Source organism: Sphaerochaeta sp. UBA5849 (genome assembly GCA_002432715.1).
Classification (GTDB): domain Bacteria; phylum Spirochaetota; class Spirochaetia; order Sphaerochaetales; family Sphaerochaetaceae; genus Sphaerochaeta.
In genome coordinates, this window is record DJGJ01000075.1 from 7,481 (window position 1) to 29,346 (window position 21,866).

A 21,866-nucleotide genomic window follows, 5' to 3' on the forward strand; every position below is an offset into this window, starting at 1 on the left:
CCCTCCCGGTGGAGATGCAATATTTTGGCAAAAAGCTTGCAATCTATCGCAATGCCCTTGCTTTCGTTTTCTCCTTCCTTGTGGCCTTTGTCATCGCACAGGTCTTGAAGCGATATCGCTTATTCTTGGTTGTATCGGTTGTCCTGATTCTCCTCGGGCTCTTCAATCAGGAGCTTGGCAGGCAGGTGCTGAGCACCACGGCATACCAACTCAAGATCCCCCCATTTTTGTCCTCTTGAGGCTTCTGGATGTCTGGGTTCCCAAGCAGGCCTTGGTGGGGAAACAGGAGATTGAGGCAATCTATGAGAAAGCAGCCAAGGCTTAGTCCACTAGGACGGAGAGACCGGCCAAACGCTCCAAATCCAGGATGCGCACCACTTTTTGCCCGATGAGCTCGATCAAGCCATCCTCCTCGAACTGTACCAGCTTGCGGCTGAGCGTCTCACGGGCAAGTCCCAGGTAATTCGCCAACCCTTCCCTGCTCAAGGGGAGGGTTATTTCCAGATGCGAACCATTGTATCGTCCGTAGGGTTCCTTGAACTCGAGCAGTAGACTGGCAATTCTCAAGTCTGCATTCCTTCCGCCCATGCTCTGCATCGCCGTCTCAAGCCTGCTCATCCGATTGGCCATTGCTCCAATGATCTGCAGGGCTACAGAGCTGTGCTTCTCAAGCAACAGGGCGAATTGGGCCTTGCTGAGTATGCAAACATCGGTCTCCTCCAGCGCTTCAACTGTGTAGGGAACTTTTTCCTCGGTGAAGAGAAACCGTGCGCCGTAGTAATCATTTGCAGGAAAGATGTAGAGAATCTGCTCGCGGCCGTCGGCATTGGTTCGGTATGCTTTTGCACTGCCCTGCCTGATGACGGTAAATCCGGTGGCCGTATCACCTTCCCTCACCAATATTTCCCCTTTTTGATAGTGTTTGTGCTCCATCTGCGCTGTAAGGGCGTGTACTGCGTCCGGCTCCAGGGAGGCAAAAAGGGGGACGCTTCGGATGCAATGGTCGTTGGTGCAATGCGGGCACTGGCTGGACACTTCCATGGTATCTCCTAGTAAAATACTCAATTTGTGATTTCAATCACAGTATAAACATAACGGGCATGGTATATCAAAGACAAGAAAAGTATACGGGAATTCTGTGAAAGAGGAAACATCATGAACGATAGAGAAGACCGCACGTACGAAATCAACACAAGAGCTTTCATTGTAGAGCACTACACCCCCTACGATGGGGATGCTTCCTTCTTGCAGGGGCCTACCGAGCGCACCCTGCACCTGTGGGACAAACTCAAGGACCTGCTCACCGTCGAACGCCAGCGCGGCGGCATGTACGATATCGACGAAAAAACCATTTCCACCATCACCAGCCACAAGAATGGATACATCGACCAGGAACTTGAACAGATTGTAGGACTTCAGACGGACGAGCCGCTGAAGCGTGCCATCATGCCTTTTGGAGGCATCAGGCTGGTGCATACCGAACTGCAGGCATACGGCAGAACCCTGGGCGAGGACATCGACAAGATCTTCACCTACCGAAAGACGCACAATGACGGTGTGTTTGATGTCTACACCGACGAGATGAAGAAAGTCCGCCACAGCGGGATCATCACCGGACTTCCCGATGCCTACGGCCGGGGAAGGATCATCGGCGACTACCGCCGGGTTCCCCTCTACGGTGTCAATTTTTTGATCGAACAGAAGAAACGTGCAAAGGACCACTATACCTTTGATGCAATGACCGAAGCGGTCATCCAGGGTCGTGAGGAACTCAGCGAGCAAATCCGCTCCCTCGCCGAGCTCAAGGAAATGGCCCTCTCCTACGGCTATGACATCTCCAACCCTGCCAAGAACACCAAAGAGGCCATTCAGTGGCTGTATTTCGCCTTCCTTGCAGCAACGAAGGAACAGAACGGTGCAGCCATGAGCCTGGGACGAGTCTCCACCTTCCTGGATATCTATGCTCAGCAGGACCTGAAAGCCGGAACCTTCAGCGAGGCGGAGATCCAAGAGCTGGTCGACCACTTCATCATGAAGCTCAGGATCATCCGCTTCCTCAGAACCCCCTCCTACGACCAGCTGTTCAGCGGAGATCCGACCTGGGTTACCGAATCAATCGGAGGCATGTGCCTCGATGGGAGGCACATGGTCACCAAAATGAGCTACCGGTTCCTTCACAGCTTGACCAATCTCGGACCGGCGCCCGAGCCGAATCTTACGGTACTGTGGAGCCAAAATCTTCCCCAGGCCTTCAAGAACTACTGTGCAAAGCTCTCGATCGAAACCTCCTCTATTCAGTATGAGAACGACGATTTGATGAGAGTCGACTACGGTGACGATTACGGTATTGCCTGCTGTGTCTCTGCGATGCGGATCGGCAAGCAGATGCAGTTCTTCGGCGCACGCGTCAATCTGGCCAAGACCTTGCTCTATGCAATCAACGGCGGCCGCGATGAGAAGAGCGGGGAGCAGGTCGGTCCCAAGTTGGCTCCCATCACTGATGAATACCTGGACTATGCTACCGTGACCGATCGCTTTGAAGCGATGAGCAGCTGGCTTGCCAAGCTGTATATCGATACGCTGAACGTCATTCATTACATGCACGATAAATACAGCTATGAACGATTGGAAATGGCTTTGCACGACGAGCAGATAGTCAGGACCATGGCAGGCGGAATCGCCGGCCTGAGCGTTGTTGCAGACAGCTTGTCGGCCATCAAGTATGCAAAGGTCAAGCCGATCAGGGACGAGAGCGGCCTTGCCGTCGATTTTGAGATTGAAGGAAGCTATCCCTCCTATGGCAACGACGATGAGCGCGTCGATTCCATCGCCCGGGAGTTGGTGAAGTCGTTCATGCAGAAAATGAAGAAACATACCACCTATCGACAAAGCATTCCCACCCTTTCGGTGCTGACCATCACCAGCAATGTGGTCTACGGAAAGAAGACCGGTTCGACTCCTGACGGAAGAAAGGCGGGCGAGCCGTTCGCACCGGGAGCAAACCCCATGCACGGACGGGACCAGAAGGGATCGGTCGCCAGTATGAAAAGCGTGGCGAAATTGCCGTATGCCTATGCCCAGGATGGTATCAGCTATACCTTCTCCATCGTTCCTTCCACCCTTGGAAAGAACAAGGAGATGCAGGTGGCCAACCTGACAACCCTCATGGATGGCTACTTTGCCCAGAGCGGGCATCACATCAATGTGAACGTCATGGAGAAGAGCACACTGCTCGATGCCATGGATCACCCGGAAAAATATCCCCAGTTGACCATCAGGGTCAGCGGGTACGCGGTCAACTTCATCAAGCTTTCCCGCGAACAGCAACTTGACGTCATTCACCGCACCTTCCACGAATCCCTATAAGCAGGAGGAAGTATGTCAGTAATTGGATCTGTCCATTCGGTGGAGAGTCTGGGCACCTTGGACGGCCCTGGTCTGCGCTATGTGGTCTTTTTGCAAGGGTGCTCCCTCAGATGCCGCTATTGTCATAATCCCGATACGTGGAATTTGAAGGGAGGCAAGCCGACTGCCAGCGAGGATTTGGTCAAGGAGATTCTGGGATACCGGAATTTCATTGCCAAGGGCGGGGTTACCATCAGCGGAGGGGAGCCGCTGAAGCAACCGGAGTTCACCCTCGACCTGATCAATCGCCTCAAAAGTGAAGGCTTGCATACCGCCCTCGATACAGCAGGCAGCGTTCCGCTACAGCTGTCCAAGCCGGTCCTTGATGCCGCCGACCTGATTCTCTTGGATATCAAGAGCCTGGATGACCGGATGTGCTTCAGCCTTACCGGTATGGGCAACGCACTCACCCTGTCCACCCTGGCCTACTGCCAGAGCATCGGCAAGAAGGTATGGATACGGCATGTACTGGTGCCCGGATGGACACTTGATGAACACTCGTTGCAGGCTTTGGCAAGTTTTTTAACGGCCTTCAGTTGCATTGAGCAAGTTGAGCTGTTGCCCTACCATCGGTTGGGGCGGTACAAGTGGGAACAGCTGAAGCTGCACTACAGCTTCAAGGATGTACCAGAACCTGATGCCAAGCAACTGGCAATGGCTCGATCGGTGTTTGAAGAACAGGGGCTGAAGGTCCTGATGACCTCTCTTGGTGAAGAGAAGGAAAGCAAAGTCGGTTGACCCAAGAAGGGCTTGCCATACCGGCAAGCCCTTGCTTGAAAAACGAAAAAGAAGTGCGATCATCGCTCCTTCTGTGGTACCAAATACAGTTTCTCAAGGTCGTAGCCCTGCTCTTGGGCCACCTTCTTCATCGACTCAAGCAGCTCATCACTGACAGTGGGAGTTCGAGAAAGGAACCAGAGAAATTCCCGTGAGTCATTGCCGACCAAAGCCCATTGATAGTTCTGCTCATCCAAGCCGAAGACCAAGTAGTCGGAGGTGAAGAGGCCGAAGAATTTCACCTTGAGTCGACCGGGTTCGCTCTCATCCGGTCTCCAGGCTACTGCCTTTACCGAAGTCAACGTTCCGTCAAGATCCTTTTTCAGCCCGCTGTTCACCACCTGGATGCGCCCGTCGTCGCGAAGCGAATACTCGGCTTTCGCCCCAACCAGGTTTTTCTCGAAGCTGTGCTGGTATCGGGCCACTTCATACCAAGAACCAAGATACCGGTTCAAATCCAAGGAATCGACGGTCGCAAGCCGTTCTGATTCAGGAATTGCCGTTGCACAACCGACAAGCGAAACCAACGCTGTCAAAATTACAGAAATCACTGCTGCCTTAGGTACCTTCTTCATATTACTTCCCTGCCTCTCGTTCTTTGCGTGTTCGCTTGAGCCGCTCAAGCGTCTGGTCGAGCATCTCCCTGAGTTCTGCATATTTTTTACCTTGCTCATCACGGTCGCTGCTGAGCAGGCATGTTGCGATGTGACCCGGGATGGAAACAGCTTTCTGTTCCAACTCCCGCCCTGTTTTGGTCAGCAGCACCTCCACAGTCCGCTCATCGCTGGGAAGGCGGTGACGCTCGATCAGCTTTGCCGACTCAAGGCGCTTGAGCAGCGGGGACATGGTTCCGGTGTCCAGGCTCAGGGCAGTGCAGAGTTCCCCAACCGTTGCCTTTTCATGCTCCCACAGATAGAGAAGCGTGATGTATTGGGCATAGGTCAAACCCAGATGGTCAAGCAGCGGTCGGTAGGCAGCCATGAGCTCCCGTTCCAAGGCATAAAAACGAAAACACAGTTGATTGGAAAGCAGGAGTTGGTCATAGGCCATTACAGGACCTCCTCGAGGATTGGGATCAGGGAGAGAGGAGAGTCGGATGGGGCATACCGATGAACCGTCAAACCATCCTTCTCAACCAGGAATTTGGTGAAATTCCACTTGATGGCGCTGCCCAGTTTTCCTGGGGCCTGCTGTTTCAGCCAGGTAAAAATAGGGTGCGCAGCCTTCCCATTGACATCGATTTTGCTCATCAACGGAAAGGTCACCCCATGGTTGACCCTGCAGAACTCGGCAATATCGGCATCGCTGCCGGGTTCCTGATGGGCGAATTGGTCGCAGGGAAAGCCTAGTACTACAAGCCCTTTGTCCTTGTATTGCCGGTAGAGCTTTTCCAAATCATCATACTGGGACGTGAAACCGCATTTGCTCGCAGTGTTGACAATCAACAACGTTTTACCTTGCAAGGTTGCAAAGTCGAACTCGATCTGATTGTTCGCAACTGCCTTGAAATCATATATGGTTGCCATAGGCTTTCCTTTCTTTCAATTAAGTTGCGAACAATATAACAGAAGCAAATATTCTTGTCAATCCTTGCTCGACCGGGCCCAGAGATTGATGTTCCCATCTTTTGCAAAGACGTCAATCCTGGCAAGCTCCTCATCGCTGAACACAAGATTCTGCAACGCTCCTACGTTCTCGATGATCTGTTCGGCCGAACTTGCCCCGATGAGGACGCTGGTTATCTCCTTGCGCCTCAAACACCAAGCCAAGGCCATTTGTGCCAGGGATTGCCCGCGCTCTCGAGCAATTTCATTCAGAGAGCGAATGTTTGACAGGTTCTCTTCGGTAAGCATGCTTTGTGACAGTGGGCTGCCTTGCCGCGAAGCACGGCTTCCCTGGGGAATATCCTGCAGGTATCGGTCGGTCAGCATTCCCTGCGCCAAGGGCGAGAAGCAGATGGTTCCCACTCCCAGCTCTTGCAGCGTTGCAAGCAACTCTGCTTCCACCCAACGATTGAGCATGGAATAGGAGGGTTGGTGAATCAACAGGGGAACGCCCATCTGCTTGAGGATGGCATATGCTTCTCTTGTTTTTACAGCCGAGTAGGAGGAGATTCCTACATACAGGCATTTGCCGCGGTGGTAGGCGGTGGCCAGGGCTCCCATCGTCTCCTCAAGCGGGGTATCGGGATCGAATCGATGTGAATAGAAAATATCCACATACTCAAGTCCCATTCGCTTGAGGCTTGCATCGAGGCTCGAAAGCAGGTATTTGCGGCTTCCCCACTCCCCGTAGGGGCCGGGGCCCATCAGATATCCGGCTTTTGTGGAGATGACCAACTCATCCCGGTAGGAGGCAAAATCCTGCGCCAACAACTTGCCGAAGTTCAGCTCGGCCGATCCCGGAGGAGGACCATAGTTGTTCGCCAAGTCAAAATGGGTAATTCCCAAGTCGAATGCCGTATGCAACATTTTCCTTGCATTGACCAACGAGGTCTGGTCTCCGAAGTTTTGCCACAGTCCCAATGAGACGGCAGGAAGTTTTAATCCGCTCTTGCCACACCGATTATACAACATGGCATCGTAACGTTGAGGGTTTGGTTTATACATAAGCAACTCCTTGTACACCCTAGTGTACACGAAACATCGCCCCTGTTCTATTTCTTTTGACTTCCCTATCACCAATAGCTAGACTGACTGCATACGATAATAAATTTGGAGGTTGTATGAAACGAGTTCCCGTTCTTGTCGCCCTGAGCTATCTGGTCATGGTTGCCGTAAACGCCCTTGCCAACATTCTGCCGATCGGCGGCATGAATACAGGCGCCGTATCCGACTCCTACCCCAACCTATTCGCCCCAGCCGGCATCACCTTCTCGATTTGGGCTTTCATTTACTTGCTGCTCGCCTTGCATACCATCTATCAGTTCACCAACAAGCACAAAGAGACCTTGGACACAGTCGGCTTGTTGTTCGCCCTCTCCAGTATCGCCAATAGCCTGTGGATCTTCAGCTGGCACTACCATAAGATCGGCCTTTCGGTAGTGTTGATGCTGTGCATCCTTGCTCTGTTGATACGCATCAATCTTATAATTCAGACCATGAAGGGGGACCGTATGTTTGTATGGGCGGTACGCATTCCCTTCAGCGTGTATTTGGGATGGATCACCGTTGCAACCATAGCCAACATCACAGCACTGCTTGTTTCGGCACAGTTCACAGGGTTCTCAATCCCCGAGCCTGTGTGGACGGTGGCGGTCTTGGTGGTTGGCGTTGCCATCGGCCTGGCTTGGGCGTTCAGAACCAAGGACAAGGCATACCTGATCACCCTGATCTGGGCTTATACCGGCATTCTGATCAAGCATACGTCCCAAGAAGGATTTGCATCACAGTACATGATGGTCATTGTTGCAACGTGCCTCGCCTTGGCCGTGTTTGTTGTTTGTTTGGGCTTCTTCTTCAAACAGCAAAAAAGCATGAAAAAGAACTAGGAGCAGGATGGCGGCATTATTGACGCATCAGAAAGCCGATGGTAGGGTGAAAGATACATGTCCAGAAAGAACAGTGTGCCGGACTTACCCAAAAACAAGAAACCCCTCAACTCTTGGAAGTCTGTCATTGTGCCTTCACGGCTCATCCTGATGCTGATTTTCGCAGCAGGGATTCTGATGATCAACTCCCTTTCCTCATTCTATTACAAGGAACGAATCCAGGAAGCCTCCTTGCTTGCAAAAAGCTATGCCAGAGTCCTGATTACCGTCATCGATGCGGAGCACCAGCTTGACCTGCAGATGTACAGCACCTTGAAAGTGGCGGGAGTGGCGGTGAGCAAGTATGTCGTGCCAATCTCCTTCGCTCACCAGATAGACAAATTGGTGATCGCCGGTTGTGTCGGGACGAGGGCGCAGGAAGGAGAGCCCCAAAAGCTCGACTGTGATTACATGCAAGGCTACTTGTATAGCAGACCCCTGGCTGCAGAGCAGGCTTTCCTACCCATGGAATCGGCACAAGATGATGATGAATGAACAGTGGGCCAGGCGCCGTCTCACCCTGATCATCCTCCTTTTGACTCCTCTTTTGCTCTGGTCGGTGGACCTGCCAAGCCTCGATGCAGCCATTGACTACATGAGTGAACCCGTTTTGCTCGTAGATGCACAGGACAAGTCGATTGTCTATGCGAATCCCATATCGTCCACATTCTTCGCCATTCCCCATGATCGGCTGGTCGGTCGTTCCCTTCTCTCCTTGCTTGGCATGAAAGACCAAAGCCTTGCCGACCTTCATGGAAAAACGCTGACGATTCCCCATACGGACGGCCAGGTACGCACACTGCAGGTTACCGTGCAGAGCTTGGTCAGCAACGATACCTATTTCTACCTGGTCATACTCCAGGATAGAACCCGGCAGGAACATCAGCTGGTAAGAAGCCGAATCTTTTCCATTGCCCTGTTCACCGTGCTCATCGTCGCCATCCTGTTCATCGCCCTCTTCCTTGTCCTTCAGGTCAGGTTGATGCATAGGCTGGAAGAACAGCAAAAGAAGCAAAACTATTCCATCAAGCTTCTGCAGAACTTCCTCGATGCCGATCGACGGATAAGCTACATCCAAGATGAGCAGGGAAAGCTCATGTTTGTGAATGCCGCCCTTGAGTTGTTTGTCGGCAAGCGCTCCGACCAAATGCTGGGAAGCTCGATCGAAAGTCTCGTCCCTCCTGATTTTTCTGCAAAGCTGAAGAACCTTGATGAGGTTGTGATGGCACAACAGAAGCGGATGGTGGAGGATATAGCCTGGGACAACTGCATGTACAGGATCAGCAAGTTTCCGCTCGTGCTTCCTGACGGAAACCCCGGAGTTGGTACGTTTGCCCTCGATATCACCGAACAGGTCAGGCAGGAAGAGGATTTGCAACAAAACCTCAAGCGGTCCGCCTTGCTGGTGGACATACTCTCCTCCAGGGAGAAGGCGGAAAACCAATTCCAGCTTGCCTTGAACAGGGTATCGGAACTGACAAACAGTACTTTCGGCCTCTTGCTTCACTGTGATGACCCGACTGAGCCCTTGCGTGTCCATGCATCGTATGGAAACCTGCAACCGGAGGGCAAGCTGCTCCCGCTGCCATTCACCCGTTTCTACCAAAACCTGTTGGCTGACAATTCAACCCTCATCCAAAACCAAGGACCGATTGAGCATCCCCTCTCCGATTTTCTCAATCTCGGCGGTGAAGCACTCACATCCATGATCACCATAGGGTATGCCGTCGATCAGAAGCTTGCAGGCATTGTCATTCTTGCAAACAGTCCTTCAGGGTATACTGAACAGGACAGCTACCAGGTCAAACTGCTCTTCGCAAGTCTCCATACCTCCATGATCAAGCAACAAAAAGAGGGGGAACTTGAAGAAAGCCGGCAGAGTTTGCGCTTGATCCTCGACTCCACAGCCGAAGGCATTTTCGGCATCGACCAGCAAGGATTGTGCACCTTTTGCAATATCAGTTGTCTTACCTTGTTGGGGTATGAGAGAGAACAGGAACTGCTGGGTAGAAACCTTCATGCTCTCATCCACCGTAGTACTGCCGATGGAAAGAAAATCGATGAGCAGGACTGTCCGATCCATAAAACCTTGGTCACCGGAATCGGCGTAGAGATGGAACATGATGTGTTCTGGCGAAAAGACGGGACCTGCTTCGATGTACTGTGCTACGCCTACCCCCAGATCAAGGATAATCTGGTCGTTGGAGCCGTGGTAACCTTTACAAACAACACCGAACGCAAGGCAAACCTGGCAAAGATTGAATATCTCAGCTTCCATGACCAACTGACAGGATTGTACAACCGGGCTTATTTCGACGATGCGCTTGTTGCCATCGATACAAAGAAAGCTCTCCCGATTTCCATCATCGTCGGCGACGTCAACGGTTTGAAACTAACCAATGATATTTTCGGCCATACCGCAGGGGATAAGTTGCTGACCGATGTGGCCAAGGTTCTTTCTGCTTCGTGCAGAAGCTCAGATATCGTCAGCAGAATCGGCGGGGACGAGTTTGTCGTGCTGCTTCCGAATACCGGCAGCGAAACAGCCCAAGAAATTATCAATCGAATCCAACAGAGGATGGACAGCATGGGCGTGCTTGCCGGCCGTATGAGCATTGCGTTGGGATGGGCGACCAAAATGCTCAAGGAAGAGAGTATCCGTGACTTGTACGATGCCGCAGAGGATCGGATGTACCGCCAAAAGACACTCAGGCGCACCGAGACACAGCGCCAGCAATTGGAAGTGCTCACCAACATGCTCTTTGCCAAGGCACCCAAGGAGAGGGAGCATGCACTGCGGGTGCAACAGCATGCCATGCGCATCGCCAGGCTCCTTGATGTCAGCAGTGAAGACCTAAGCCTCATCACTCGTGCCGGCTATTACCACGACATAGGCAAGGTTGTTTTGGATGCGACGCTGATCAACGCCAAGGGCAGGGATACTACCATGCAACGCCAGTATCAGGAGCATGTGATTTCCGGCTTCCGCATCCTGAACACCTTCGAGGAAACCATCGATCTGGCCCCCCTGGTATTGCATCACCACGAGCGGTGGGATGGCTCAGGCTATTTGAAAGGCTTGCATGGCGAAGAAATACCCTACATTTCCCGAGTACTCAGGCTTGCAGAAGTCTGGGAACGTGAAGGTTTGGAGAACGCATCAAACGAGGAAATCAAGGCAGTCTTGAAGCATCTGGCAGGAACTGAAGTCGATCCCAACATGGTCTCACAGATTCTCAGTGCGTTGTAAGCAGACAAAGCCGCCCGACCTGGTCGTGGTCTCATACCAAAGCTTCAGGTCGATGACCCACTGTGTACCTCCGTCGTATACATGGATGAAGACTTCCCCGTCACGCTGTTCCAGTCCTACGATGGTTACCCAGTGCCAGGAATCCAAATTCTTCACCTCTCCTGCAGACAAGTTGAGAAAGGCCACAGGCTGATCCGATCGCAATGCTTGTTCAATGAAGGCTGTTATGTCTTCAAAGGATGCTCGGCTAAAGCGGTCCTTTGCCACCTGCAGGCTGGCTATACTGTATGCAAGTGATTGCTCGGCGAGGTGCTCATCCAGGCCTTTGGTAAATATGCTCACCAGATGCACCCCCATAATGCCGGGAGTGATGTGATTCCACATGTTCTCCATCAATCTTACCATGTCGGTTTTACCGATTGGACTCGCTTGGTGGCGGTTGTACAGTACCAGGTTACTTGCCGTGGTTGGTCCGCAACCGGCCTTGCGTTGCCATACAAGAGGAAACCACTCCTGGTCGGCCCCGTGGTAGCGCATCCCCGTCTCATCCACTATCGTCAGATATTCGGGATGCTTGAGAAACAGTGCATTGCCCACTATCGCACCACCTCGTACGGCCAATTGATGATTCCACCGAAATCAAGAACGTTTGTATATCCTATCGCCAACAGCTTTTTGGCAGCCTGTGCACTGCGTGCGCCACTTCTGCAATAGACCAGAATGGTGGCATCCAGATCAGGAAGTGCAGATGGAGCACTCGAACCGATGGTTTCATTGGGAACATTGAGAGATCCCTGGATATGACCGGCAGCAAATTCAGCAGGGGTGCGGACATCGACGATGGTCAAGGCTTGACCACTTTGCATGAGATTCATTGCCTCTTGGGCGGAAATTTTCTTATAGGGTGCAGCAGTGCCTGTCGTTGTCTTTGCTTGCCGGCCATTGAAGGAAACAAACAGGACCACAACAAGTATGATAAGCAGAATGATATATATCTTACTCATTTACTAGGTTCTCCTATGTTCAAGATGGCAAAATCCAGACAATACGTCAACCGGGAGGCTGCAAAAAAGCCAGAAGAACGCTCTTCTGGCTGATGATTCATACGTTGCGTTGCTTATTCTTCAATGCCCGATTCGAGTTGCGCCTCCAAGAAGGCAAGCATTGCCTCAGCTTGCAGCGCCTGTGCCTCGGCTTGGGCCTGTGCAAGAGCCATTTTCTGCTGCAACTCCGCAGCTTGCTGCCTGTAGGCATCCTTGAGGTTTTTGACCGGATAGGAAGCGAGCACCCATACCGTGCCGTCAGCGGCGGTATAACGCTCGACGAAGGTAACGCCCCTGAGGCCGATATTGACCGTCTGAATGCTCAAGTTCTGAAGGACATCCAACATTTGTTTTGTCCTCAGCACCTCCCCGGCTTCCTCGATGAACGTTACCAGAGCGTTATCCACATTGGTCGATGCCCATCTGCCGATGGCATCCTTGGCCGCCGACTCCGCCCTAAGCTGGCTGAGCTGTGGTGTCGACTGTTTGGCCGAGCCTACCTCGTAGTGCACCGTCCTGGTGCTCTTGGGTGTGTGGGTCGTCCAGTACGGCGATCCATCCGCATTGGTCTTGGGAGTAGCGCAACCTGCAAGAACCAAGACACCCAGCAGGATTACAAATACACTTCGTTTCATACATACATCCTTATTCATAGCAGGAGGCCAAGCTCCAATGTGTCTATGCATCCTTGTCATAATGATGCTGAAACCGGACAGAAATCACGTTGCATGACCTCATTCTCAGTGTGGACCTTCTCAACCGACAAAGCATGATCGGTTTTCAAATCCAAAAGATCCTGTGCAGCAGAGAGGATGGCTTCTTCCTGCCTTCAGCACTTACATCGCTCCCTTGAGGAGGTTTGCAAAGGCGTCCTTCATTTTGGCATTTGCAGCAGCTGCGGCATCGCTTTCAACAAAGGCCTCGGCGACGGCTTCTGCTGCAGGTTCAAAATTCTTTTCAATATTGGCCATCGGGATGGAACAGAGCACCCATACGGCTCCCTCTGCATCCACCCAGATCTCCTCGGTGGTAACACCGCTGAGCGTCGCTTCGGCAACCTGCCGGCTGATCACTTCCATGGCGTCGAGGGCTTGGCGGTCGTCGCCGCTGCCGGCATCGTTGACATAGGTGACAACCACTTCCTTGACGGTAGTGCTCACCCATGCTGCAATCTTGTTCTTGGCTTCCACCGTCGCACGCTTGATGGAATTCTGCTTGTCACTCATGTTTCCATACCCGGTCTCAAAATGGACATCCTGGGTGGAAACAGTCTTGTATACCCACTCCGGCTGGGGAATGCCTTCAGCACCAATGATCACCGGACGGGCGGGAGCGGGAGCCTCCTTGACTTTGGCGGATGCACATCCGGTCAAGGTGAGAGCCAGCAATACGAGTGCGATCACCGCATACTTTGTTTTCATTGTGAAACCTCCACTACGTTTCATCCCCAAGCGTTGTCAGCATGAGGCTAAAGAATTCTTCTACACCGCTGTTGCCAGCCGAACGCAGGGCTTTTGCCACGGCATCGACTTGTGAAAGAGCAGCTTCCCTCTCAACTTTCTTATAGGAAACATACGTCTCGTTTCCCTGCATGAGTTGTACAGACAGCGAGTACCTTGCATATTGGTAGGGGCTGTCAGCCATCTGTAGCGGCTCTACGTCATAAACAACCAAGAGAACGGGCCCCTCTTCCTGCTTGGATATCCTGAATCCGAAATCCTGCAATCCTTTCTCGAAGGCAGCCTGCAACACAGGAGTACTGGCATCATCGGAGACAACTTTGACACTGACCTGTATTTTCTCTGCAAGGACGGCCAGCTCGCGTTCATAGCCCAAGAGGACCTGTCTCTGCGGCTGCTGAAGCAGTACCTGCAGCTGGTCGTAGAGTGATTGTTGTTCCCTGGCAAGGCTCTTTGCCTGCAGCAGCAAGAGATAGGAGCGAAGGGAATCGGAAGCCAGGGCACTCTTGGTGCGTGCTTGCGACAATGAGGCGTCAAGTTCTGCTATCCTGTTCTTGTACAGTTCAGCAGTACGCATTCTGTGCAGGGCAACCCGTACATACACGCGTCCGAGATCATCGATATAGGTACCGACAACCTCGGCGCCGATTATGTTCCCCGTTTGTGAAGCTACGCTTCCGCTCTCCACCATCTCCGATGATTCGGCGAAGGTGACATTGCCGGCAGCATCGGTCTCCCTGCTGGAAAGGCTGGTCACCTCGGTCAGTGAGCGTACCTGGGCATTGAAAACCTGAGACAGCGAAGAGAGTGCCGAATCAACAGCCCGTTCCCTATTTGATCCGGAGCCGACAGCACAGAGATACGTTGTCTCATCATACGTTGCATCATAGCCTCGATCGAGCCATGTAGGTTTGCCCGATCCGGTTGTCCCCAACTGGGTGCAGGAGACGAGCATGAAGAAAACCAAAAGCAGGACCATGCATCTGCCAAGTTTGGTCATCGGTCCTCCTAGAACTTGTACTTGCCCTGTTTGATGAGCTTTTTAATAGTCTCTTCCCCAACCCAGACCTTGCGGTTGGTCTCGATGTCGATCAGCTCGGCGGAGACATAGTATGTTCTGACAGTCTGGTTGCCACTCTGGTCAAGGTTGGTTCGAACCGCTCCCTGCAGCAGGTAATCAGCACCAATCTCCTTGCCAAGAGCCTTGGCGGTATCCTCGCTGGCGAAATACTGCTGCTCCTCCCGTTCATCACGAACCGAGGCCCTGAAGGATTGGTCGGCAACCATATCCACCTTGCCGGAGTTGATCAACGCCATCTCATAGCGTTTTGCAATGATGGAAGTATCGATGTGCTCGCTGCTGCGATTGAGGAAAGTGCCGACGATCACCACCGGATTCTTGCCCGGATGCTTCATACGGAATTGACTGATCCACGGTGAGGAGAAACTTGACTCAACCAAGGCTTCAGAGACAATGCGGATATCGGTATCATTCCAGTTTCCACTCAGATCGATGTCGTCCTCGGCGTTCAGACGGTTGACAGAAACGGCAGACTGGCAGGAGAGAAACAGCATCATCACCATCAAAAGGAGCAGGCTCCCATACAAGGTTCGTTTCATTTCAGGATCTCCTTGTTCCATTGGCCTCCAATCAGGCCTGGATTGATTCCAAGTGTACCAGATAAGACGCCTATTGTGTAGGATGAAAGTGGATAAAACAGACAAATGCCCCTATTTTCGAGCATTGTCTTGTTGCGTGCATGGGACAGGAATGCTACATTGTGGCCATGTCGAGGAGAAACAAAGAAGCGATGTGGACGATGTTTGCAGCCAGGTTGCTCTGTATGCTTCTGCTTTGTCCAATGGTGTTTCTGGGGTGTTCCTCCTATGTCGATCTCTCAAGTTCCCAAGCGTATGTCATGCAGGGCAATTATGAGAAAGCCTATCACAATCTCCAGATGCAAGCCCCGTCTCTTCTGAAGGCACAGGGGCCGATCATCGTCAACTACGATCTGGGCATGCTCGCCCGCTTGAACCACAACTACCAAGAATCGAACAAACTACTTTCGGAATCGGAGCGGCTCATCAGCGAAGCATACACCCAAAGCATCACTGCCAACATCGCTTCCTTCATCGTCAACGACAATACCAAGGCATACCAGGGTGAGGAGTATGAGGATATCTATCTGAACTTGTTCAAGGCCTTGAACTACATAGCCCTCGGTCAGGAAGAGTCCGCTTTGGTAGAGCTCAACCGCAGCATGGAAAAGCAGGCGTTGCTGAAGCAGAAATACGAACGGTACAGCAAGCAGGTGCGAAATTACGCTTCGCAGCATGGACTGGGGAGTGTCGATACTGAAATCTACGCTTCCTCCTTTTCCACCAGCGCCCTTACCAACTATCTTGCATCACTGGTCGCCCAGTCGCTTGGGGAGGCTTCGACAGCGTATTATGCCAAAGAGCAGGTAAAGCATGCATTTGCTTCGCAACCGCATTTGTACAACTTCCCCCTTCCCTCTCTTTTGGATGAGGGAGCCCCCGAGGAGGGCAAGGCAAGGCTCCATGTCATCTCTTTCAGCGGTCAGGCTCCCCAAAAACAGGAGCGATGGGAATATGTCTCTGTAAGCCCGTACAACCGGGCAAAAATCGCCTATCCTGTTTTGGTTGGAATATACTCAAACGTTCATAGCATCACTTTGAAAGCCGGGTCCCAGGCCGAGACGACGCTGCACAAGATTGAGTCCATCAGTGATGTTGCCATCGACACCTTCCGCACAAAGAGCGAGCTGGCCAAGACCAAGGCGGTGCTGCGAGCCATTGCCAAGGCGGTCGGCGTTGCCATGTACGATTCTGTTGCCCAGCAGGATGACAAGGTGACGGCGGCCGAGGAGCTCCTTGGCTTCATCTTCCGGGTTGCCCAGGACGTCTCCGAGCGTGCCGATGTCCGTTCAACGCATTTTTTACCTGCAGAGGCTTGGGTGGGTTTGATCGATCTCGAAGCGGGTGTCTACGACCTTGAGTTCTCCTTCCTCAATGCATCCGGACGGGTGTTGCACACGGTATTCCTTCCCAACCAGGAGGTGAGAGCGGATGAGCTGAACCTCAGTGAGGCGTACTACGCCCCGTGAAAAATCCTCCCAATTGCTTGAGAGGATGGAAACGGTACAACTTGTATTCAGAATTACTCTCCGATATCAGTCTGAATCGGTTCTTCTTTCTGTGTTGTTTTTGTTTTGGTTTTAGACTTGCCGCCTTCCTCCGTATAAACCTCTTGCTCATCAGAATCCCAAGCCGGGTCTCGTTCCCAATCCTTGGGCCTTCGAATCGTGTCTCGTGTGTTCTTTCTCATAATCCATCGCTCCTTACAAGATGAAATCGGGTTTTGCCCTGAAAGAAAACAATCCTTCTTATACAATCATATCACGAAAGCAAATCGTCAAGTCTTTCGTCCCGCCTTTGCTCATTCAGAAAGTCGGCGATCAGCGAGAATACCAATTCTTTCTCCTTCTCCATCAATACCTCATGCCTCATTGAAGGAAATACCTTTTTATAGAACCGGGTGTAACCAATCCGCTTCAATGAAGCCTCTGTGTCGGCCAAACCTTTGCTGAAGCCCGGAACAGGATCTTCTGAACCCGATATGCAGAGAATGGGCAGCAAAGGCTGGCTGATGGGGCCTGTTGGGGTGGCATGTAATTTTTTCACTGAATCAAAAATGGTGTGAATGGAGGCCAACTGATACCGAAAATTTTTCCGATACGGATCGGTTCGACGCTCCTCGATGACCGAAGGATCTGAACAAACCCATTTCAGCGATGCGCTTGTAGTGAGCTTGCCGGAAATGAAGCCATAGCCGTGCGGGGAAAGCACCAGCATCAACACTCTGACAAGTGCCATCACCAATCCGATTCCAGGTACATAGCAAGGGGCTCCTGTCATGATCAACGAGGCAATAGCCCCATCATGCGAGTGCAGGTAGAGTCGGGCGACGTTTGCGCCGAACGAATGGGCGAGCACATGAATCGGTAATCGAGGAAACTCTTGTTTCAAAAATTGTGTCACATACCACTGGTCTTCCACCAAAACTTCCACAGAAGGAAGATACCCCCTTACAAAACGGGCATCGGTGGAATCTCCATGCCCCCTCTGGTCACTTACCAATACGTTGTAGCCTTGGCTCTGTAAAAAGGTTGCCACAGTATGATACCGGGCCTTGTATTCAGCAGCCCCATGGATGATTTGGACTACCGCCTTGCTTTGCTCTGCTCGATAGAGATTGCAAAAGAGAAAGAACTTGTCGAATGAAGGAATCAGGACACTTTCCACTGGGCCCTCTCTGTGTCTTCAGTATCGCAAGAGAACAAACAGGAAGCAAGTCAATTCAAACAAGCAGCTTCTCAACTTCACGAACAACCGGAAGGTCGGCCTCAGACCAATCAAGGCTGTAGAGATCTTCCTTGCCAATCCAACAAGAAGCAACATGTTCGGTCAGCTCAAGATTTCCTTCCAGCCGTCGGCAGAGAAAGGCATGCATCGTCACAAAGAACGTTGGATACTGATAGCTGACCGTTATGAGGGGACGAACAACCTCGATCCGGGTTTTCAGCTCCTCGGCAATCTCCCTGACGATTGCAGTGCAGCCGTCCTCACCCTCTTCAAGCTTTCCACCAGGAAACTCCCACTTCCCGCCAAGAGGTCCACTGTTGCCCCGCCGAGCAGCAAATACTGTATTATGCTCGAGCAAAACAGCGGCTGCGACTTCGATGTGTTTCATAGTCCCATGATAGCATCGTGAGCCTTTGTTTTCCAACTGGCTGAAGTCTTTACCCCTTGTACTGGTTTCTTTACATATTGCCACACTTTTCTCTTACATATTTGCAAAAAATGTTCAAAGAGCCGAAGGCCCTTCATTGACAAGAGTATTTGGGCATGCTACCGTACAGTTGCTTTGGTTTTTGCGTTGCAGCTAGTCCCTTACCCTATCTTAGTATGTATGCGTTCTTCACTGAATCCACTAGCAGACAGGTTAAACGTTCGAGACTGCGCCAAAAAGAGCAAATACTCTATTGTACAGGCAATGGCCTGTGAAGGATGCTTTGAATGGCAAAGAAAATTTATGTTGGTAACATGAGTTACAACACCAGCGAAGAGGAACTTCGCGACCTGTTCGCACAGTACGGCACCGTACTGAGTGCAAACATCATCATTGACCGCGAGACTCGCCGCCCCAAGGGCTTCGGTTTCGTAGAGATGGAAGACGATTCTGCTGCTATCGCCGCCATCAGCCAGCTTGACGGCCAGGACTTTGGTGGTCGCAATCTTCGTGTCAACGAAGCCATCGCCAAACCCCGCCCGAGCTTCAACCGCTACTAAAAGCGTTTGACCGAGCACACCAGGGAATCCTTCGGGATTCCCTTTTTTACATCGAAACCCTGTCCGACCATGGAGGCTTGGGTGCGTCATCAATACTCGATAGCTGGTTGAGTGCGCTCTCACTCAGGGACTGCAGGGGATTCGGATTCCTTTCAAACGATATCGTGAGGCTGCTGCCGGCATTCACCGATGCGGTGTATCCAACCGGCAAACGTCTTGGCAGCCTGGCGCAATCCCAAGAATCCTTGTATTCATATCCGTGCACGGCAACATATTTTTGTGAATAGGCAGCTTGTTGATATCATGTTTGGATATTTACTTCTTCAATCTGCTTGAGGAACGTTGTCTCATCAACGGCTTTTGAGAACAAGTAGCCCTGATACTGGTCACAGCCGATTTCCGAAAGGAAAGCGAGCTGCTCAGCTTTTTCCACACCCTCGGCCAGCACGGTGGCCCCCACCTCTTTGGCCAGAAGCAGGACGGTCTTGTAGATGGTGACCGATTCAGAGTCGGGATACCGGGAGATGAAGGAACGGTCGATCTTGATCATATCGATCGACAGTTCCATGAGGTACGAGAGAGAGGAGAAGCCGGTGCCGAAGTCATCGATGGCGATGGCTATGCCTTGGGCATGAAGCTTGTCCAAGGTTGCGTTCGCAGAGGTGAGATTCTCTACGGCTGTATGCTCGGTCAATTCAACCGTCAGGTAGTTGTCAGGAATACGGTGCTCCCTGAGCAGGGAGCCCAGCAGGTCGATGAGGGTGGGGTTGGAAAACTCCTCGGGACTCAGGTTGATGGATAAGGAGAAAGCTGGGCAGGTTGCTTGCAGGAAGGCAAGATTCCGGCTCAGGAATTGGATGGATTCCGTGATAACAAACCTACCCAACTGATCAAGTTGTTGCTGCTCTTGCAGAATCGGCAGGAACTCGTCGGGTCGTATGGATCCGAGAGTCGGATGCTCCCATCTGATCAAAGCTTCTGCTCCGATGATGGTTCCCTTCTCAATGGAGAGTTGGGCCTGATAGAACAACCGCATCTGATCGGACTTGAACACAGTCGCGAGCGCCTGCCGGATTGCTGTATGGCGCTGGTACTGCTTTCTCACTTCGCTTGTGTAGAATACATACCGACCATCCTTCAGTTTCTCCACCATCTGGCTTGCCAGGTATGCATCCACCAAGAGGTCGAAGACATTTGAGGAGGTGGATGGGTAGTTTGAAACCCCGCAATCCAAGCGGATATCGAATGTATTGAAGGGCTCTTGGAAAGCCTTCATCAGGCCTTGGATCTTATTGGACAGGACCTGGTCAAGCCCACTGTCCTTGAGGAACACAAAATAGGAATCAAAGGAGAAAGCATACACGTCGATGGTGGAGCCCAACAGGTTTGCAAGCGTCTGTGCAAGGTTCTGCGAGAACTTGGCACGTTCAATCTGATTGAGCTGCATACCCAATTCCTTGCTGTTCTGCACCTTGAAACAGAGGCAACTCACCGTGGTTTTATAGCTCAACAATGAAAAAACCGAGGGAAAACACTGGGATGGGTCATGATTGGCCAACTCACACAGCTCGTTGATATCAGCAGGAGTCCACACAGAGGGGCTGTACACTTCAACGCTGTACTCGAGTTTCTTCTCCCTGGTGAAGAGGTGAATAATGGAAAGGCTGGTCAAGAACCTGTTGCCTGAACGATGGAACACCCAAGCGGGATGAACTTCCTCCTGATGGCGCGTACGTGCGACCACCTGAAGATCTTGCCGCAATCGATGGGAGCTCCTGCCGATCAGTTCGTTTTGCTTATATCCCGACAAATGCTCGAATGCTTGGTTGCAAAAGGTGATTTTCTGCTGGGCATCACATACAACAATGCCATCGGTGGCGTAATCAGCAATCAGGGAGCTTATCCTCATTTGCTGTTTATCACCGGCTCGAACCTGATAGAAAATGACCAGAAGGCTTCCCAGCACAAGTACCAGCAGGGTAATTACGTATTTGACAGAACCATGGGAAAGCAAGAACTCATGGGTCAGGTGTGGTACATCGGCAATATCATAGGAGCTTACCAGTGTCCAAAGCCGGACGTGTCCCGGTGCCCGGGAAAGCCGTTCGCTCGTCCTCGGATAGACCGCTTGATAGGTGTACACCGTATGGTCTACGGTGACCGAGCCTTGGTCCGAGTCATACAAGGCAGCTTGGAGCTCCGAAACTTCACTGAATAAATTCCTATACGATGCATAAAGAGCCGAACATGAGTCGGCTCCAGCAAGCACCACCCACCCAAGTTGGTCGACAAGGGTGAATCCAAGGTCCTTGTCCAACGTACCCTGATACGCCCCCAAGAAGGAGAGCAGCTGGCATGCATCGAAATCAATGGCAACGATACCCAGGAATACCGACCCGCGATAAGCGGGCAGCGCAAGGGTGATAATCGATTTCTCACTTCCATCTGCATTTCTCTCAGTGGCCACCTTGGAAATGTACAGCACCCGCGGAGCCAGATTCCGCGTATATTGAAAAAGCTCAAACTGATGCAAATCCTCCAACTGATCCTCACCGACCAAGGTAATGAGACCTCCTGGATTGCGGTCAACCTGAATGAGTTCTTTCCCCTCGGTGCCGATGAACCGTTGGTGATACATATACTCTTTCTGATTTGTGATTCTTACAAACAACCGCGCCAACTGCAACAGTGTCCCCTCATTGGGGTCTTGTATATAGCCCGAGAATTCATTTGAGTTATAAACGACCAAAAGATCGGATACGTACTGGGAGAACACCGACTCTATCTGGTTGGTGATGATGAGATTGCCCTTTTGTTGCTCAGCTTGCAGTCTCAGGGATGCTTGGGTCAGTAGGGAGTGCTCATATCCAAGGAACAAGGTGAAACAGACCAACGCCAGTGGAAGGACGATCAAAAATATCAAGCGAAGAACACGCTTGGGTATCTTTCCCTGCAGGACCATTGCTTCTCCCTTGTACATCACCGGAGCATCTGATTCACTACAAACCTAGAATATCACAACAAACACC

22 protein-coding genes and 1 pseudogene are annotated in these 21,866 nt (G+C 51.7%); 8 read left to right on the forward strand and 15 right to left on the reverse strand.

Annotation, left to right across the window (positions count from 1 at the left end; genetic code table 11):
- Nucleotides 1–239: pseudogene (locus B3K89_RS13630) on the forward strand (hypothetical protein); the annotation flags it as partial.
- A gap of 82 nt (nt 240–321) precedes the next feature.
- On the opposite strand, the gene B3K89_RS13635 reads toward B3K89_RS13630, so the two are convergent.
- The gene (locus B3K89_RS13635) at nt 322–1,041 is read right to left on the reverse strand and encodes a Crp/Fnr family transcriptional regulator (RefSeq protein ID WP_293890511.1); all 720 of its coding nucleotides are present in this window, start codon (nt 1,039–1,041) and stop codon (nt 322–324) included.
- Between the two features lie 114 nt (nt 1,042–1,155).
- Here B3K89_RS13635 and pflB point away from each other — a divergent pair, with 114 nt between their 5' ends.
- Complete coding sequence (gene pflB, locus B3K89_RS13640; RefSeq protein WP_293890509.1) at nt 1,156–3,366, forward strand: formate C-acetyltransferase; 2,211 nt, start codon at nt 1,156–1,158, stop codon at nt 3,364–3,366.
- A 12-nt stretch (nt 3,367–3,378) separates the two neighbouring features.
- Nucleotides 3,379–4,143, forward strand: a complete 765-nt coding sequence (pflA, locus tag B3K89_RS13645) for a pyruvate formate-lyase-activating protein (RefSeq protein ID WP_293890507.1) — start codon at nt 3,379–3,381, stop codon at nt 4,141–4,143.
- 59 nt (nt 4,144–4,202) lie between these two features.
- Here pflA and B3K89_RS13650 read toward each other — a convergent pair whose 3' ends face one another.
- The 4 genes from B3K89_RS13650 to mgrA are packed head-to-tail and all read right to left on the reverse strand — an operon-like array spanning nt 4,203 to nt 6,791.
- The gene (locus B3K89_RS13650; protein ID WP_293890505.1) at nt 4,203–4,757 is read right to left on the reverse strand and encodes a lipocalin family protein; all 555 of its coding nucleotides are present in this window, start codon (nt 4,755–4,757) and stop codon (nt 4,203–4,205) included.
- Between the two features lies 1 nt (nt 4,758).
- A complete protein-coding gene (locus tag B3K89_RS13655) occupies nt 4,759–5,232 on the reverse strand; it encodes a MarR family winged helix-turn-helix transcriptional regulator (RefSeq protein WP_293890503.1) in 474 nt (157 codons plus the stop codon).
- Nucleotides 5,232–5,708: a glutathione peroxidase gene (locus tag B3K89_RS13660; RefSeq protein WP_293890501.1), complete on the reverse strand. Its 477-nt coding sequence runs from the start codon at nt 5,706–5,708 to the stop codon at nt 5,232–5,234. The genes B3K89_RS13655 and B3K89_RS13660 overlap by 1 nt, the downstream gene beginning before the upstream one ends.
- A gap of 57 nt (nt 5,709–5,765) precedes the next feature.
- Nucleotides 5,766–6,791, reverse strand: coding sequence for an L-glyceraldehyde 3-phosphate reductase (gene mgrA, locus B3K89_RS13665; protein WP_293890499.1), 1,026 nt, complete (start codon nt 6,789–6,791; stop codon nt 5,766–5,768).
- A gap of 116 nt (nt 6,792–6,907) precedes the next feature.
- Between mgrA and B3K89_RS13670 the strand changes: the two genes are divergently transcribed.
- The 3 genes from B3K89_RS13670 to B3K89_RS13680 are packed head-to-tail and all read left to right on the forward strand — an operon-like array spanning nt 6,908 to nt 10,961.
- Nucleotides 6,908–7,672, forward strand: coding sequence for a tryptophan-rich sensory protein (locus tag B3K89_RS13670; protein WP_293890497.1), 765 nt, complete (start codon nt 6,908–6,910; stop codon nt 7,670–7,672).
- A 57-nt stretch (nt 7,673–7,729) separates the two neighbouring features.
- Entirely contained in the window at nt 7,730–8,206 is a 477-nt protein-coding gene (locus tag B3K89_RS13675; protein WP_293890495.1) for a hypothetical protein, read from the forward strand.
- On the forward strand, nt 8,193–10,961 hold the full coding sequence (locus B3K89_RS13680; RefSeq protein ID WP_345907547.1) for a diguanylate cyclase: 2,769 nt from the start codon (nt 8,193–8,195) through the stop codon (nt 10,959–10,961). The genes B3K89_RS13675 and B3K89_RS13680 overlap by 14 nt, the downstream gene beginning before the upstream one ends.
- Here the strand turns inward: B3K89_RS13680 and B3K89_RS13685 are convergent.
- The 6 genes from B3K89_RS13685 to B3K89_RS13710 form a co-directional block, all read right to left on the reverse strand.
- Nucleotides 10,938–11,558, reverse strand: a complete 621-nt coding sequence (locus B3K89_RS13685; protein ID WP_293890491.1) for a hypothetical protein — start codon at nt 11,556–11,558, stop codon at nt 10,938–10,940. The two genes, B3K89_RS13680 and B3K89_RS13685, sit on opposite strands and share 24 nt — an antisense overlap.
- Nucleotides 11,558–11,965, reverse strand: a complete 408-nt coding sequence (locus B3K89_RS13690; protein WP_293890489.1) for a rhodanese-like domain-containing protein — start codon at nt 11,963–11,965, stop codon at nt 11,558–11,560. The genes B3K89_RS13685 and B3K89_RS13690 overlap by 1 nt, the downstream gene beginning before the upstream one ends.
- 113 nt (nt 11,966–12,078) lie before the next feature.
- Nucleotides 12,079–12,639, reverse strand: a complete 561-nt coding sequence (locus B3K89_RS13695; protein ID WP_345907548.1) for a hypothetical protein — start codon at nt 12,637–12,639, stop codon at nt 12,079–12,081.
- A gap of 201 nt (nt 12,640–12,840) precedes the next feature.
- The gene (locus B3K89_RS13700) at nt 12,841–13,425 is read right to left on the reverse strand and encodes a hypothetical protein (protein ID WP_293890487.1); all 585 of its coding nucleotides are present in this window, start codon (nt 13,423–13,425) and stop codon (nt 12,841–12,843) included.
- 13 nt (nt 13,426–13,438) lie between these two features.
- Nucleotides 13,439–14,464: an LPP20 family lipoprotein gene (locus tag B3K89_RS13705; protein ID WP_293890485.1), complete on the reverse strand. Its 1,026-nt coding sequence runs from the start codon at nt 14,462–14,464 to the stop codon at nt 13,439–13,441.
- An 8-nt stretch (nt 14,465–14,472) separates the two neighbouring features.
- Complete coding sequence (locus B3K89_RS13710; protein ID WP_293890483.1) at nt 14,473–15,084, reverse strand: penicillin-binding protein activator LpoB; 612 nt, start codon at nt 15,082–15,084, stop codon at nt 14,473–14,475.
- Nucleotides 15,085–15,251: 167 nt separating this feature from the next.
- On the opposite strand from B3K89_RS13710, the gene B3K89_RS13715 reads away from it, so the two are divergent.
- Nucleotides 15,252–16,592 (forward strand): hypothetical protein, encoded by a 1,341-nt coding sequence (locus B3K89_RS13715; RefSeq protein WP_293890481.1) that lies wholly within the window; start codon nt 15,252–15,254, stop codon nt 16,590–16,592.
- Between the two features lie 53 nt (nt 16,593–16,645).
- Here the strand turns inward: B3K89_RS13715 and B3K89_RS13720 are convergent, their stop codons facing one another.
- From B3K89_RS13720 to B3K89_RS13730, 3 genes are all read right to left on the reverse strand, one after another.
- On the reverse strand, nt 16,646–16,813 hold the full coding sequence (locus B3K89_RS13720) for a hypothetical protein (protein WP_293890479.1): 168 nt from the start codon (nt 16,811–16,813) through the stop codon (nt 16,646–16,648).
- Nucleotides 16,814–16,884: 71 nt separating this feature from the next.
- The gene (locus B3K89_RS13725) at nt 16,885–17,790 is read right to left on the reverse strand and encodes an alpha/beta fold hydrolase (RefSeq protein WP_298503227.1); all 906 of its coding nucleotides are present in this window, start codon (nt 17,788–17,790) and stop codon (nt 16,885–16,887) included.
- Nucleotides 17,791–17,845: 55 nt separating this feature from the next.
- On the reverse strand, nt 17,846–18,238 hold the full coding sequence (locus B3K89_RS13730) for a (deoxy)nucleoside triphosphate pyrophosphohydrolase (protein ID WP_293890475.1): 393 nt from the start codon (nt 18,236–18,238) through the stop codon (nt 17,846–17,848).
- Nucleotides 18,239–18,564: 326 nt separating this feature from the next.
- Here B3K89_RS13730 and B3K89_RS13735 point away from each other — a divergent pair, with 326 nt between their 5' ends.
- Nucleotides 18,565–18,837, forward strand: a complete 273-nt coding sequence (locus tag B3K89_RS13735) for an RNA recognition motif domain-containing protein (RefSeq protein ID WP_013606721.1) — start codon at nt 18,565–18,567, stop codon at nt 18,835–18,837.
- A 301-nt stretch (nt 18,838–19,138) separates the two neighbouring features.
- Here B3K89_RS13735 and B3K89_RS13740 read toward each other — a convergent pair whose 3' ends face one another.
- On the reverse strand, nt 19,139–21,817 hold the full coding sequence (locus B3K89_RS13740) for an EAL domain-containing protein (RefSeq protein WP_345907549.1): 2,679 nt from the start codon (nt 21,815–21,817) through the stop codon (nt 19,139–19,141).
- Nucleotides 21,818–21,866 lie beyond the last annotated feature (49 nt).

Coding starts and splice junctions, on each gene's coding strand:
- B3K89_RS13740 (WP_345907549.1), bottom strand. CDS start 21,817: ATGTACAAGGGAGAAGCAATGGTCCTGCAGGGAAAGATACCCAAGCGT.
- B3K89_RS13730 (WP_293890475.1), bottom strand. CDS start 18,238: ATGAAACACATCGAAGTCGCAGCCGCTGTTTTGCTCGAGCATAATACA.
- B3K89_RS13720 (WP_293890479.1), bottom strand. CDS start 16,813: ATGAGAAAGAACACACGAGACACGATTCGAAGGCCCAAGGATTGGGAA.
- B3K89_RS13695 (WP_345907548.1), bottom strand. CDS start 12,639: ATGAAACGAAGTGTATTTGTAATCCTGCTGGGTGTCTTGGTTCTTGCA.
- B3K89_RS13690 (WP_293890489.1), bottom strand. CDS start 11,965: ATGAGTAAGATATATATCATTCTGCTTATCATACTTGTTGTGGTCCTG.
- B3K89_RS13705 (WP_293890485.1), bottom strand. CDS start 14,464: ATGACCAAACTTGGCAGATGCATGGTCCTGCTTTTGGTTTTCTTCATG.
- B3K89_RS13715 (WP_293890481.1), top strand. CDS start 15,252: ATGTCGAGGAGAAACAAAGAAGCGATGTGGACGATGTTTGCAGCCAGG.
- B3K89_RS13710 (WP_293890483.1), bottom strand. CDS start 15,084: ATGAAACGAACCTTGTATGGGAGCCTGCTCCTTTTGATGGTGATGATG.
- B3K89_RS13680 (WP_345907547.1), top strand. CDS start 8,193: ATGATGATGAATGAACAGTGGGCCAGGCGCCGTCTCACCCTGATCATC.
- pflA (WP_293890507.1), top strand. CDS start 3,379: ATGTCAGTAATTGGATCTGTCCATTCGGTGGAGAGTCTGGGCACCTTG.
- B3K89_RS13675 (WP_293890495.1), top strand. CDS start 7,730: ATGTCCAGAAAGAACAGTGTGCCGGACTTACCCAAAAACAAGAAACCC.
- B3K89_RS13635 (WP_293890511.1), bottom strand. CDS start 1,041: ATGGAAGTGTCCAGCCAGTGCCCGCATTGCACCAACGACCATTGCATC.
- mgrA (WP_293890499.1), bottom strand. CDS start 6,791: ATGTATAAACCAAACCCTCAACGTTACGATGCCATGTTGTATAATCGG.
- B3K89_RS13670 (WP_293890497.1), top strand. CDS start 6,908: ATGAAACGAGTTCCCGTTCTTGTCGCCCTGAGCTATCTGGTCATGGTT.
- B3K89_RS13660 (WP_293890501.1), bottom strand. CDS start 5,708: ATGGCAACCATATATGATTTCAAGGCAGTTGCGAACAATCAGATCGAG.
- B3K89_RS13650 (WP_293890505.1), bottom strand. CDS start 4,757: ATGAAGAAGGTACCTAAGGCAGCAGTGATTTCTGTAATTTTGACAGCG.
- B3K89_RS13735 (WP_013606721.1), top strand. CDS start 18,565: ATGGCAAAGAAAATTTATGTTGGTAACATGAGTTACAACACCAGCGAA.
- pflB (WP_293890509.1), top strand. CDS start 1,156: ATGAACGATAGAGAAGACCGCACGTACGAAATCAACACAAGAGCTTTC.
- B3K89_RS13700 (WP_293890487.1), bottom strand. CDS start 13,425: ATGAAAACAAAGTATGCGGTGATCGCACTCGTATTGCTGGCTCTCACC.
- B3K89_RS13655 (WP_293890503.1), bottom strand. CDS start 5,232: ATGGCCTATGACCAACTCCTGCTTTCCAATCAACTGTGTTTTCGTTTT.